Origin of the sequence: Cypionkella psychrotolerans, assembly GCF_001294535.1 — a bacterium.
Taxonomy (GTDB): Bacteria; Pseudomonadota; Alphaproteobacteria; order Rhodobacterales; family Rhodobacteraceae; genus Cypionkella; species Cypionkella psychrotolerans.
In genome coordinates this window covers 18,532-31,104 of the sequence record NZ_LGIC01000033.1, presented here as the reverse complement: position 1 = coordinate 31,104, position 12,573 = coordinate 18,532, and the positions used below count along the sequence as shown (strand labels likewise).

Genomic DNA, 12,573 nt, shown 5'->3' with positions numbered 1-12,573 from the left:
CCAATGATGGCAGAGCGGTTTGGCGGTAAGTATTCTCCGGGTAATTCGCGTGTCGACGCGGGGCCGGGGGTTGCACCACAGCCGGGGATGCCGGCGCGATCAAAGTCCACCGGACGGGCGCGGGCGCTGTTCTTGCCGCCGTTTCTGTTTGCGGCTTTGGCGTTCAAGGGCGAACCCCGCGCGCTGATCATGGGGTTAGCTGCTTGCGGGGTTTTGCTGTTGTCGGCTTGGCTGACCCAGCAGGGCGCGCTGGCACAGGATGCCTATGACGCCCGCAAGGTGGCGCGGCGTCCGGCGATACCGCGCAAGGCGTTTGGCGCGGTGCTGATGGGCGTCGGCTTGGCTGTCGGTGCTATGGTGGCGCAGCCGATGGTTTATGCGATTTTGCTGGGGCTGGCCGGGGTGATCCTACATGTCGGCGCATTCGGTCTGGACCCGATGCGCGACAAGGGCATGGAGGGCGTTGACAGCTTTCAGGTTGAGCGGGTCGCCAAAGCCGTGGATGAGGCCGAGGCGCTGTTGGCGGGGATGAAGGATGCGATTTTGCGCGCCAAGGATTCGAGCCTTGAGGCGCGGGTGGCGAAGTTTGCGGGCATTGCGCGCGGGTTGTTTCGCTCGGTTGAAAGCGATCCGGGCGATTTGACGGCGGCGCGGAAGTATCTGTCAGTCTATCTGATGGGTGCGCGCGATGCGACGGTGAAATTTGCCGATGCTTATGCGCAGGGGCGCGATCCGAAAATCCGCAATGATTATGAGACCTTGCTGGGCGAGTTGGAAACCACCTTTGCGGCGCGCACACAGGCCATGCTGCAAGGCGATCACACCGATCTGGACGTTGAAATTCAGGTGTTACGCGATCGCCTGAAACTGGAAACCTAATCTTTCTGCAATCCGCCCCCTACGGGGCTTTGAACGAGTGAGAGCCATGACCGAAGATATCCGCGCTGCAGCTGCCACCTCCTTGGCCGAAGTTGAAAAAGTCACCGCTGTGATCCTGCCTGAACCGGGGCGCGAAGTGGTGGCGCTGGAAGCCGCCCCTGCCCCGGTTGCGGAAGATATCCGCAAGCGGATGGCGGAGTTGGATATGAGCAACACGCAGTCGATCATCTCGTTTGGGTCGGGGGCGCAGGCGGAGTTGCAGGTGATTTCGCAGGAAATGCTGCAGGGGGTGAAGAATAAGGACGTTGGGCCTGCTGGCGACAGCTTGCGCGAGATTGTCACCACCATTCGTGGCTTTTCGGGTGAAGAACTGGATGTGAACCGCAAGCAAAGCTGGTGGGAATGGCTGACCGGGCATGCTGCTCCGCTGGCTGAGTTTGTGGCGCGGTATGAGCAGGTGCAGACCCAGATCGACAAGGTGACCGAGAACCTGTTGGTGCATGAGACGACTTTACTGAAGGATATCAAGAGCCTGGATATCCTTTATGGTAAGACGCTGACCTTCTATAACGAACTCGGCCTCTATATTGCGGCGGGGGAAGCTAAGCTGAAGGAACTCGACGCCAATGATATTCCGGCGCGGGAAGCTGCGGTGAAGGCGGCCCCGGAAGCCGATCAGCTGATCCGGGCGCAGGAGTTGCGCGATCTGCGCGCGGCACGCGATGATCTGGAACGGCGAGTGTATGATCTGAAGCTGACGCGTCAGGTGACGATGCAGTCGCTGCCCTCAATCCGGTTGGTGCAGGAAAATGACAAGTCGCTGGTCGGCAAGATCAACTCGACCCTGATGAACACCGTGCCGTTGTGGGAAACTCAGCTGGCGCAGGCTGTGACGATCCAGCGCAGCAAGGAAGCGGCGGTGGCGATCAAGGATGCCAATGATCTGACCAATGAATTGCTGACCGCCAACGCCACGAACCTGCAAGACGCCAACAAGATCGTGCGCACCGAGATGGAGCGGGGGGTGTTTGATATTGAAGCGGTGCAGAAGGCCAATGCCACTTTGGTCGCGACCATCGAGGAAAGCCTGGCGATTGCCGATGAGGGCAAGGCGCGCAGGGCGGCGGCAGAGATTGAGCTGGTGAAGATGGAGGGCGAGCTGCGCGACACGCTGGCTTCGGCCCGCGCGCGCAATACCGCCAGCGGCGTCAATATTGGCAGCGCCGTCTGATCATGGTGCAAGCGCGGCCCGTCTTGTTGAAACGCTGGTGCGGTCTTCTGGCCGCGCTGGCGCTGTTGGGCTGCGCTGAGGCTCCGGTTTCTGTGGTGAAACCTGCGCCGCGCCCGGTGATGGCGCAGCCGCCGGAACCGGTGGTGACGCCGGAAACCGCAGCGAGTACGGCGGCACGGGCGTATTATGCGCAAGTGCAGCAGGGCTTGCTGGGTCAGGGTCTGCTGCGCACCGATGGCGGCGGGGTGGATAAGCCCTATACCGACCGGATGCTGGCGGATAACTTCATCCGTGTCGCACTTTACGACGAATACGATCGGTCCAACACCAGCACGGTGCAGCGGCAGACCACCTCGGCGCTGCGGCGGTGGCAGCAGCCTGTGCGGGTGGGCTTGCGGTTTGGCGATTCGGTTTCGGCGCAGATGCGCGCGACCGATACCGCGCGGGTGGGGTCTTACTTGCAGCGTTTGCAAGGGCTGACCGGGCATCCGATCCGGCTGGATGACAACCGCCCGAATTTCTGGGTGTATATCGTCTCGGAAGATGAGCGGCAGGCATTAGGCCCGGTGCTGCACGCCGCGATGCCGGGGTTGACGGCGAATGATGTCAGCGGCATCACCGCGATGCAGCGATCCACCTATTGCATCGTTTATGCGCAATCGGCGGGGGCGTCGGGGGTTTATACCGGGGCGTTTGCGGTGATCCGGGCCGAGCACCCCGATCTGCTGCGGCTGTCCTGCATCCACGAGGAAATCGCGCAGGGTTTGGGGCTGCCAAATGACAGCCCGCAGGCGCGGCCCTCGATCTTCAACGACGATGAAGAATTCGCTTTGCTGACCACGCAAGACGAGATGATGTTGCGGATGCTGTACAACCCCGCCCTGCGCCCCGGCATGACCGAGGCCGAAGCGCGGCCCATCGTGGAAACACTTGCCCGTCGTCTGATGGGTGGGGAAAGCTAGGCCCTTGTGGGCAAAGGAGTACGTCATGGTTTTCGGATTTCTGAAGGGCGAGTTCATTGATGTCATCACCTGGCTGGATGACACCCGCGACACGATGGTGTGGCGGTTTGAGCGGCAGGGCAATGCGATCAAATACGGCGCCAAGCTGACGGTGCGGGAAGGCCAGGCGGCGGTGTTCGTGCATGAGGGCCAGTTGGCCGATGTGTTCGGGCCGGGCATGTATATGTTGGAAACCAACAACATGCCGATCATGACGACGTTGCAGCATTGGGATCACGGCTTTGATAGCCCGTTCAAATCGGAAGTGTATTTCATCAACACCACGCGGTTTAACGATCAGAAATGGGGCACCAAAAACCCGATCATGTGCCGCGACCCGGAATTCGGCCCGGTGCGGCTGCGGGCGTTTGGCACCTATTCGATGCGGGTGGCCGACCCTGCGGTGTTCCTGCGTGAGATTGTTGGCACCGATGGCGAGTTCACGGCGGATGAGATCAGCCTGCAAATCCGCAATGTGATCGTACAGGAAGCGTCGCAAGTGCTGGCAAAATCCGGGATACCGGTACTGGATATGGCGGCGAATACCGCCGATCTGGGCAAGCTGATTGCCACTGCGATTGAGCCGAAGATCACGGAATACGGGCTGTCCATCCCGGAATTCTATATTGAGAACATTAGCTTGCCGGAAGAAGTCGAGAAGGTTCTGGATAAGCGCACCTCGATGGGCGTGGCCGGCGATCTGAACAAATACATGCAGTTCAATGCGGCTGAGGGCATGGCGCAACCAAACAGCGGTGTGGGGGCTATGGTCGGGGCGGGCATGGCGGCGGGCATGGGGATGAATATGGCGAGCGGGGTGGGGCCTTGGGGGGCTGCGCCTGCGGCAGCGGCACCTCCGCCGCCTCCGCCTCCACCCGCGGGCAAGGCTTGGCATGTCGCCGAGAATGGTGCTACCAAAGGCCCGTTCAGCGAATCCGATCTGGCGGAGATGGTGGCTTCAGGTGGCCTCAGCCGCAGCGCCCAAGTTTGGACAGCGGGGCAGGATGGCTGGAAGGCTGCGGGCGATACCGATCTAGCCAAGCTGTTTGCGATGATGCCACCACCACCTCCGGCAGGCTGATCTTTCATGGCCGTGATGGAAGCAAATCATTGGCCCTGCGCGCAATGCGGGGCCGACCTGCGCTATGCGCCCGGTCAGACCGAGTTGAAATGTGACCATTGCGGCTTTGTGCAAGCCATCCCCGCCAAAGCCCCGCGCCAAAAGGCGCAGGCGCTGACCGAGCATGATCTGGCCAAGGGCTTGGCCGATGATCTGCCGGATGCCGCAACCGAAGAGGTTCGCAGCACCTCATGTCCGAATTGTGGGGCGGTGGTGGAGTTTCAGGGCGCGAACCACGCCAGCCAATGTCCGTTTTGTGCCACGCCCGTGGTGGTGGATACGGGCAGCCATCGTCGGATCAAACCTCAGGCCGTGGTGCCGTTCGAGTTGACCGAGACGCAGGCGCGCAAAGCGTTGATCGGCTGGCTGGGCGGCTTATGGTTTGCGCCGAATTCGCTGCTGGAATACACCCGCGCGGGGCGGGCGATGGATGGCATCTACGCGCCGTTCTGGACCTATGACGCCGACACCGACAGTCGCTATCGTGGACAACGCGGCGAGTATTATTATGAAACCCAATGGGTGAATGTCACCGTCAATGGCAAGACCGAACGGCGGCAGGAACAGGTACAGAAGACTCGGTGGTATCCAGCCTCGGGACGAGTCTCGCGCGATTTCGATGATGTGTTGGTGATGGCCTCAACCAGCCTGCCCGCGCGCTTGGGCAATGATCTGACGCCGTGGGATTTGGGCAAGCTGGAACCCTATTCCGCCGATTACCTCGCGGGTTTTCAGGCTGAGGGCTATACCGTTGGCCTTGCCGATGGTTGGGGCACGGCGAAAAGCGTGATGGCCGGGGTGATTGAGGATGACGTGCGCCGCGACATTGGTGGCGACGTGCAAAGGGTCGAGACGGTCGATACCGATTACGCCGATGAGACCTTCAAGCATGTGCTGCTGCCGATCTGGATGGCGGCTTATAAATATGGCGGCAAAAGCTATCGGTTTTTGGTCAACGGCCAAACCGGCGAAGTGCAGGGCGAGCGGCCTTACAGCTGGTGGAAGATCAGTTTTGCGGTGCTGGGCGCGGTGATTCTGGCGGCAGGGGCGGCTTATCTCTACGATCCGTCGATCTTCGGGCTGTCGAGGCCGGATTGGATGAATTGATCTGATGGCGGGCAGGTTGACTCTCGCCCGCCCGCGCGCGATAGGCGAAACAGCTTGTTTGGGCAGCTTGGGGGCCAATCCGTGACCGATCTTTCCCGCGTTCTTGACCATGCCCGCATTGCGGAACTGCCGAACCCCTATTTCGGCAAGGTGCGCGATTGCTACGATCTGCCCGCTACGGCAGACCAACCCGCGCGGCGGATTTTGATTTCTTCGGATCGGATTTCGGCGTTTGACCGGATTCTGGCGGCGATCCCGTTCAAGGGCCAAGTGCTGACGCAGATGGCGCGGTTTTGGTTTGACCATACTGCCGATATTTGCCCCAATCATGTGCTGGCCTATCCGGACCCGAATGTGGTGATCGGCAAGCATGTGACGATCCTGCCAGTGGAAGTGGTGGTGCGTGGCTATCTAGCGGGGACGACTTCGACCTCGGTTTTGACGCAGTACAAAAAGGGCGTACGGGCGATGTATGGCCATGTGCTTCCCGATGGTTTGCGTGACAATCAGGTGCTGGCGGCCCCGATCATCACGCCAACCTCAAAGGCATTCGACGGCGCGCATGACGAGCCTCTGACGGCGGAGGAGATTGTTTCGCAAGGGCTTCTGACTGCCGCGCAATGGGCGGATGTGTCAGCCAAGGCGCTGGCTTTGTTCGCGCGCGGGCAGAAGATGGCGGCCGAGCGTGGGTTGATTTTGGTCGATACCAAGTATGAGTTTGGGCTGGATGCTGACGGGAATATCCTGATCGCCGATGAGATTCACACGCCGGATTCCAGCCGCTATTGGATCGCCTCGGGCTATCAGGCGGCTTTTGAAGCGGGCACGCGTCCGCCGAGTTTCGACAAGGATGTGATCCGCTCGTGGGTCGGTGCGCGCTGTGATCCTTATGTGGATGACATCCCGGAAATTCCGGCGGAGATCATCCTCGCGACCTCAAAAGTCTATATCGAGGCGTTTGAGGCGATCACCGGGCAGACATTTGTGCCCGATCTGACCGGTGCGACGCCGCTGGACCGTGTGCGCGCCAATTTGAAACCATTTTTCGCCTGAGCCACTGTTTGCGCTAACAGCGGCGTGTCGTGTAATCTCGCGCAAATGCGCAAGGAGGCCGTGATGATTCTGTCCTGTGGTGAAGCTTTGATCGACATGCTGCCGCGCAGCTCGACCTTGGGTGAGGCGGCTTTTGCGCCCTATGCCGGGGGGGCGGTGTTCAATACGGCGATGGCTTTGGGGCGGCTCGGGGCACCTTCGGGATTTTTCTCGGGCATCTCAAACGACATGCTGGGCGAGATTTTGGCGGATACGCTGACGGCATCGAACGTGGATATCTCGCTATGTGCGCGCTCGGATCGCCCGACCACGGTGGCTTTTGTCAAGCTGGTGAATGGGCAGGCAACTTACGCGTTTTATGATGAGGGCACGGCCGGGCGGATGCTGGCGCTGGCGGATTTGCCAAGCTTGGGCGATGAGATTGAGGCGGTGTTTGTGGGCGGGATTTGTCTAGTGAATGACCCGGCGGCCAGCACTTATGAGGCGTTGCAGGCGCGCGAGGCCCCACTTCGGGTGACGATGATTGATCCGAACATCCGGCCCGGGTTTATCGCGGGCAAAGAGGTGGAATATCGCGCGCGGATTGAGCGGATGGTGGCGCGGGCGGATATTGTGAAGCTGTCGGATGAAGATTTGCACTGGCTCGGGGGGGCGGGCGATCTGGTTGGGTTGGCGCGCGGGATTCTGGCGAAGGGGCCTTCGGTGGTTTTTATCACGGAAGGCGCGGCTGGAGCACGGGCGGTGACGGCGTCGCAGGATCGGTTTGTCGCGGCGCAGAAGGTGACGGTGGTTGATACGGTTGGCGCGGGGGATACGTTCAACGCCGGGGTTTTGGCGGCATTGCATCAGGCGGGGGCTTTGTCGAAGGCGCGGGTGGCCAGCCTGACAGATGCGGAGTTGGATGCGGCCTTATCGCTGGGGACGCGGGCGGCGGCGGTGACTGTCAGCCGTGCCGGGGCCAATCCGCCTTGGGCCAACGAACTTTGAGGGCGCTGCTGCAGCGGGTTTCCCGAGCTTCTGTGTCGGTGGATGGCGCAGTGGTGGGGGAGATTGGCGCGGGGTTGCTGATCTTGGTCTGTGCGATGCAAGGGGACGGCGAGGTTCAGGCGGATAAACTGGCTGCCAAGATTGCCAAGCTGCGGATATTTAAGGATGCGGCTGGCAAGATGAACCTGTCGGTGAAGGATGCGGGTGGGGCGGCTTTGGTGGTGTCTCAGTTTACTTTGGCGGCGGATTTGCGCGGCAATCGGCCGGGGTTTTCTTATGCGGCGGCACCGGAGGAAGGGCGGCGGCTTTATGAGTATTTTTCCGGACGGGTGGCGGCGGAGGGGATCGCGGTTTCCAACGGGATTTTTGGCGCGGATATGGATGTGGCCCTGCACAATGATGGGCCGGTGACGATCTGGATGGATACCGATGATTTGTGACGGTCCCAACTCGGGACCTTTTTTTAGTGTTTTGATTCAGGGACTTGGGGTGGCGGTTTTAAGGGTTTGTTAACGTTTGCACGGGGTGCAGGCAAAGGCTGGGGGGCTCGCCCCCCAGACCCCGAGGATATTTGAGCACAGAGGATGACAATTTTAGATAAAGTTTAGCGGTAGGATCGTGCGGAGCGCCCTGCCCCGCACCGATATTTTGGTCATTTTATGGCGTCAGCACATTCGATCAGCGCCGACATTGAGGCTTTCGAGCCTGCCAGCGGGTAATCGCGCACATCTGCACCATCGGCGTCGCGCAGATGGGCGGTGCGGCCTTCGGCGACTTCGACGAGGAAGCGCACGCCTTTGTCGCCATCAGGCAGATCGAACAAAGCCGAATTGCCGGTCAGGGTGGCGTTGGAAAGGTTCCATTCGCCGCGACGGTCGACTTCGACTTGCAGATCAGCCGTCTCGCCCTCGGTGAAGTTCCAGTCGGTTGAATAGAATTGCAAGCGCACCGATTGGTCCTGAAATACCCAGATCGTGAAGCTTTCCGAGCCCTCATCCACCGCCGCTTGGCAGGCGACCGAGCCATCGTCAAAGCTGTTGACCGCCACCATCCAGTTTTTATGCTGAAACAAGGTTTCCTGATCGGCCTGCGCCAAGCTAGGGGCCAAACCGAGGCCCAACGTCACCGCAACTATTCCCATTTGCCAAAACTTCATGGCGATCCTCCTCACATTTCTGTGAGGAAGATCGGCGAAAATCCGCCGCTTCGCAAATGAATTTGGCTGTCATCTTTCGCGGCTGAGTGGTTTTCAACCTGTGGTTTAAGGCTTTTCCACCCAATCCCAGCTTTGGGTAAACGCGCCCAGCACGGCGGCCACGGCTTCGGTCGAGGCCGGGCCGGAGGCTGTGAGTTTGGCGACAAGGCCGCGCTTTTTATCCTCGACCACTTCACGCACCGTCACCGGCAGCTTGGCTTCCGCCAAGGCGGCGTTGTAGGTGCGGGTGATCGCCAAGCGGCGCAGGTCAGGCTTAAAAACCTTGCCGACGGCGGTTTTTGGCAATTCCGGCAGAATTTCGATGTATTTCGGCTGAGCCGCACGCTCGGCGATATGGGCTTTGGCGTAATCCATCAGTTGCTCGACAGTGACGGTCGCCCCTTTCCCAAGCTCGACATAGGCGCAAGGCAACTCACCCGAATGGGCATCGGGCTGGCCAATGGCCCCGACAAAGCCGACGCCTTCGCAGCCCATCAAGGCCTCTTCGATCACGGCCGGGTCGATGTTGTGGCCGCCACGGATAATCAGATCCTTGGCGCGTCCGGTGATGAAAAGGTAGCCATCGGCGTCGAGGCGGCCCAGATCGCCGGTGCGCAGGAAAATACCATCGGCGAACAGATCACGGTTTTTATCGAGCTCGGTATAGGTCGAACCGGGCAGAACGCCGGGGTTGGAGACGCAGATTTCGCCGACTTCATCGGTGTCGCAGATGCGGAAACCGTCTGGGGTTTTTTGCAGGATGCGGATTTCTGTATAGGGGAAGGCGAGGCCGACCGAGCCGATTTTCTTCGCGCCATCGGGCGGGTTAACGGCGACAAGGCAGGTACATTCGGTCAGACCGTAGCCTTCGACGATCTGCACGCCGGTGATTTTCTGAAAGCGGTTGAACAGCTCGATTGGGAGCGGGGCGGAGCCGGAGAAGGCACCCCGCAGGCTGTCGATTTTGGCGTTGACCGGGCGTTGCAGCAGGGCGGAAAGCGCGGTGGGCACGGTGACAAGATAGGTGGCTTGCCAGCGTTCGATCAGCTTCCACAGGTTGTCGAAAACGCCTTCGCCGCGGTAGCCAGCGGGGGTGGGGAACACCACATGTGCGCCAGATGCGATCATCGACATCAAGATCGGGTAGGCCGCGAAGACGTGGAACAGCGGCAGCGGGCACATCACGGTGTCGGTTTCGCGGAACAGCAGGCGGCCGCCAAGCCAGCCGTTGTAGATCATGCCAGAGGCGCGGTGCTGGGCGACTTTCGGCATTCCGGTGGTGCCGCCGGTGTGGAAATAGGCGGCGGTGTGGTCTTTGGTGCGATCGGCGAAGGTCAGTTTATCGGCGGGTTGGCGGGCGCATTCGGTGGTGAAGTTTTTGACATTGGCGGTGTGGTGGATCGGGTTTTTCGGGCGCACAAACGGCACGATCCAGCTTTTCGGCGGGCTGAGGTAGCAGTTGAGATCGACTTCGAGAATGGTCTTGACGCTTGGGGCGTGTTGGACAGCCTCGGCCACCTTTTGCGCCAGATCGGTCTTCGGGAAAGCTTTCAGGGTGACGACGACTTTCGCCCCGGTTTCGCGCAGGATCGACGAGATTTGCGACGGTTCCAGCAGCGGGTTGATCGGGTTGACGATGCCTGCGGTGGCCCCGGCAAGCAGGGTGACGGCGGTTTCCAACGCGTTTGGCAGCACATAGGCCACGACATCATTGGGACCGACGCCCAAGCTGCGGAACAGGTTGGCGGCTTGAGTGACTTTGGCGTGCAACTGATCCCATGTCAGGGTTTGTGCGGGGTCGCTGGGGCCGGAGAGCAGTTGGTAGCTTATCGCGGGCCGGGGGCCGTGTTTGGCGCGGGTGCGTGAGAGGAAATCGTAGATCGAATGGGCGATGTCGCGGTTTTCCCACGATGATTCCGCCTCAATGGCTTTGAGATCGGCGCGTGATGCGAAGCCGCCTGTCATGATGTTCCTCCCCTGTGGTCTTTCGGATACCGGGCCGTTCTGTTGCGGCCTCGGTGTGGTCAAGATGGGGAAGTTTGTCGGATGGGGCAAGGAAAAGCGGCGGGGAAAACGCAACGTCAGGGGGGAAGAGTGCCGTCTTAGGGGTTTAGGCTGCCGTCGGTGAATTGCAGGCGGGCGAGGCGGGCGTAGAGGCCACCTTGGGCGACGAGTTCGTCGTGGGTGCCGATGGCTGCGATGCGGCCTTGGTCGAGGACGACGATGCGGTCGGCGCGTTTGACGGTGGCGAGGCGGTGGGCGACGACGATGACGGTGCGGCCTTTGGAGAGGTGATCGACGGCGGCTTGCACCGCGCGTTCGGATTCGGCGTCTAGGGCGGAGGTGGCTTCATCGAGCAGCAGCACCGGGGCGTCGCGCAGGATGGCGCGGGCGATGGCGATGCGTTGTTTCTGCCCGCCGGAGAGCATGACGCCGCGCTCCCCTAGGTAGGTGTCATAGCCGTTTGGTAGGCTGGCGATGAAGTCATGGGCGGCGGCGGCTTTGGCGGCGGCTTCGACTTCGGCTTGGGTCGCGTCGGGGCGGCCGAAGCGGATGTTTTCCAGGGCGGAGGTGGCGAAGATGACGGGGTCTTGTGGCACCAAGGCCATGGCGGCGCGGAAATCGGTGCGGGCGAGGGATTTCAGGTCTTGGCCGTCGAGGGCGAGGCTGCCGGATTGCGGGTCATAGAAGCGCATCAGGAGTTGCAGGACCGTGGATTTTCCGGCACCCGAGGGGCCGACGAGGGCGACGGTTTCGCCGGGCTGTACGGTGAGGGAGATGCCGTGCAGGGCGGGGGCATTGGGGCGGGCGGGGTAGTGGAATTCCACGTTGTCTAGGGTGATCGCGCCTTTTACTGGGCGATTCAGCGGGACAGGGTGCGTGGGTTCGACGACGGGATCGGTGGCGTCCAGCATTTCGACGAGGCGCTCGGTGGCCCCTGCGGCGCGTTGGAGTTCTCCCCAGATTTCGGAGAGCGAACCGACGGCTCCGGCGACGAGAACCGCGTAGATGACGAATTGCACCAGTTGGCCGGGGGTCATGGTGCCTGCGCGGACATCGCGTGCGCCCATCCAGAGCACGCCGACGACGCCCGCGAAGACGAGGAAGATCACGATGACGGTCATCGCAGCGCGGGTGGCCATGCGGGTTTTGGCGGAGGTGAAGCTTTGCTCGGACACGGCGGCGAAATCGGCGCGGGTGAGGGCTTCGTGGGTGAAGCTTTGCACAGTTTGCACGGCGCTGAGGGCTTCGGAGGCTTTGCCGGAGCTTTGCGCGATCCAGTCTTGGTTCTCGCGGCTTTGGTTGCGCAGGCGGCGGCCGAGGGTGACGATGGGGATGATGATGGCGGGGACGATCAGCAGCACCAATCCGGTGAGTTTGAACGAGGTCAAGCTCATCAGCACCATACCGCCCAGCACCGTCAGCATGTTGCGCAGGGCGACGGAGACCGAGGAGCCGATGACGGAGAGGATCAGGGTGGTGTCGGTGGTGATGCGGCTCAGGACTTCGCCGGTCAGGATTTTCTCAAAATACGCCGGGCTCATGCCCATGACGCGATCAAACAACGCGCGGCGGATGTCGGTGACGACGCGCTCGCCCAGTCGAGTGACGAAATAGTAGCGGATACCGGTGCCGATGGCCAAGGTGGCGGCGATCAGCAGGGCCGCACCGAAGTATTTATCGACAAGGCCAAGGTCGCCCGCGTTGAAGTTGTCGATGACCCGGCGGACAGCCATGGGCAGGATCAAGCTGACCGAGGCAGTGAGGATCAGCGCGAGGCCAGCGGTGATCATCATCGGGCGATACGGGCGCAGGAAGGGCCAGAGGCCGCGCAGGGCACCGACTTTTTTGGATTTCGCGCGTTGTTCGGTGGTGGTGTCGGCCATGATCTCGCCCTTTTAGCTTCGGCAAGCGTCTAAGCCCGCCCACACGGGTCTGCAAGCTTTGCTGTTGCCGCACCCCCTTTCCCCCCTGCCCTGCCCGTGGCAGGTTGGCGGCA

Annotated in this window: 11 protein-coding genes; 8 read left to right on the top strand and 3 right to left on the bottom strand. The window is 61.2% G+C overall.

All coding sequences use genetic code 11. The features are described 5' to 3' along the window. Positions 1 to 6: 6 nt before the first annotated feature. The 8 genes from AKV04_RS06500 (at position 7) to dtd (ending at position 7,818) form a co-directional block, all read left to right on the top strand. Positions 7 to 879 carry a 5-bromo-4-chloroindolyl phosphate hydrolysis family protein gene (locus AKV04_RS06500; RefSeq protein ID WP_054005860.1) on the top strand — a complete coding sequence of 291 codons (873 nt, stop codon included), beginning with the start codon at positions 7 to 9 and terminating at the stop codon, positions 877 to 879. 46 nt (positions 880 to 925) lie between these two features. Continuing rightward, the gene (locus AKV04_RS06495) at positions 926 to 2,110 is read left to right on the top strand and encodes a toxic anion resistance protein (protein ID WP_054005649.1); all 1,185 of its coding nucleotides are present in this window, start codon (positions 926 to 928) and stop codon (positions 2,108 to 2,110) included. A gap of 2 nt (positions 2,111 to 2,112) precedes the next feature. Continuing rightward, positions 2,113 to 3,072, top strand: coding sequence for a DUF2927 domain-containing protein (locus AKV04_RS06490; protein ID WP_054005648.1), 960 nt, complete (start codon positions 2,113 to 2,115; stop codon positions 3,070 to 3,072). A 25-nt stretch (positions 3,073 to 3,097) separates the two neighbouring features. Continuing rightward, positions 3,098 to 4,192: an SPFH domain-containing protein gene (locus AKV04_RS06485; RefSeq protein ID WP_054005647.1), complete on the top strand. Its 1,095-nt coding sequence runs from the start codon at positions 3,098 to 3,100 to the stop codon at positions 4,190 to 4,192. Between the two features lie 12 nt (positions 4,193 to 4,204). After that, the gene (locus AKV04_RS06480; RefSeq protein ID WP_054005859.1) at positions 4,205 to 5,338 is read left to right on the top strand and encodes a hypothetical protein; all 1,134 of its coding nucleotides are present in this window, start codon (positions 4,205 to 4,207) and stop codon (positions 5,336 to 5,338) included. 81 nt (positions 5,339 to 5,419) lie between these two features. After that, the gene (locus AKV04_RS06475) at positions 5,420 to 6,391 is read left to right on the top strand and encodes a phosphoribosylaminoimidazolesuccinocarboxamide synthase (RefSeq protein WP_054005858.1); all 972 of its coding nucleotides are present in this window, start codon (positions 5,420 to 5,422) and stop codon (positions 6,389 to 6,391) included. A gap of 63 nt (positions 6,392 to 6,454) precedes the next feature. Continuing rightward, positions 6,455 to 7,378 (top strand): carbohydrate kinase family protein, encoded by a 924-nt coding sequence (locus AKV04_RS06470; protein ID WP_054005857.1) that lies wholly within the window; start codon positions 6,455 to 6,457, stop codon positions 7,376 to 7,378. After that, entirely contained in the window at positions 7,375 to 7,818 is a 444-nt protein-coding gene (dtd, locus tag AKV04_RS06465) for a D-aminoacyl-tRNA deacylase (protein ID WP_054005646.1), read from the top strand. Before AKV04_RS06470 ends, dtd begins: the two co-directional genes overlap by 4 nt. 212 nt (positions 7,819 to 8,030) lie before the next feature. Here the strand turns inward: dtd and AKV04_RS06460 are convergent, their stop codons facing one another. The 3 genes from AKV04_RS06460 to AKV04_RS06450 form a co-directional block, all read right to left on the bottom strand. After that, complete coding sequence (locus AKV04_RS06460) at positions 8,031 to 8,534, bottom strand: hypothetical protein (protein WP_054005645.1); 504 nt, start codon at positions 8,532 to 8,534, stop codon at positions 8,031 to 8,033. Between the two features lie 105 nt (positions 8,535 to 8,639). Next, a complete protein-coding gene (locus tag AKV04_RS06455) occupies positions 8,640 to 10,538 on the bottom strand; it encodes an acyl-CoA synthetase (RefSeq protein ID WP_054005644.1) in 1,899 nt (632 codons plus the stop codon). A gap of 137 nt (positions 10,539 to 10,675) precedes the next feature. After that, the gene (locus AKV04_RS06450) at positions 10,676 to 12,460 is read right to left on the bottom strand and encodes an ABC transporter transmembrane domain-containing protein (protein WP_054005643.1); all 1,785 of its coding nucleotides are present in this window, start codon (positions 12,458 to 12,460) and stop codon (positions 10,676 to 10,678) included. Positions 12,461 to 12,573: the final 113 nt, after the last annotated feature.

Bases quoted from the DNA above. Each gene is read 5' to 3' on its own strand.
- AKV04_RS06455 (WP_054005644.1), bottom strand. From the start codon at position 10,538: ATGACAGGCGGCTTCGCATCACGCGCCGATCTCAAAGCCATTGAGGCG.
- AKV04_RS06450 (WP_054005643.1), bottom strand. From the start codon at position 12,460: ATGGCCGACACCACCACCGAACAACGCGCGAAATCCAAAAAAGTCGGT.
- AKV04_RS06490 (WP_054005648.1), top strand. From the start codon at position 2,113: ATGGTGCAAGCGCGGCCCGTCTTGTTGAAACGCTGGTGCGGTCTTCTG.
- AKV04_RS06500 (WP_054005860.1), top strand. From the start codon at position 7: ATGGCAGAGCGGTTTGGCGGTAAGTATTCTCCGGGTAATTCGCGTGTC.
- AKV04_RS06470 (WP_054005857.1), top strand. From the start codon at position 6,455: ATGATTCTGTCCTGTGGTGAAGCTTTGATCGACATGCTGCCGCGCAGC.
- AKV04_RS06460 (WP_054005645.1), bottom strand. From the start codon at position 8,534: ATGAAGTTTTGGCAAATGGGAATAGTTGCGGTGACGTTGGGCCTCGGT.
- AKV04_RS06485 (WP_054005647.1), top strand. From the start codon at position 3,098: ATGGTTTTCGGATTTCTGAAGGGCGAGTTCATTGATGTCATCACCTGG.
- AKV04_RS06495 (WP_054005649.1), top strand. From the start codon at position 926: ATGACCGAAGATATCCGCGCTGCAGCTGCCACCTCCTTGGCCGAAGTT.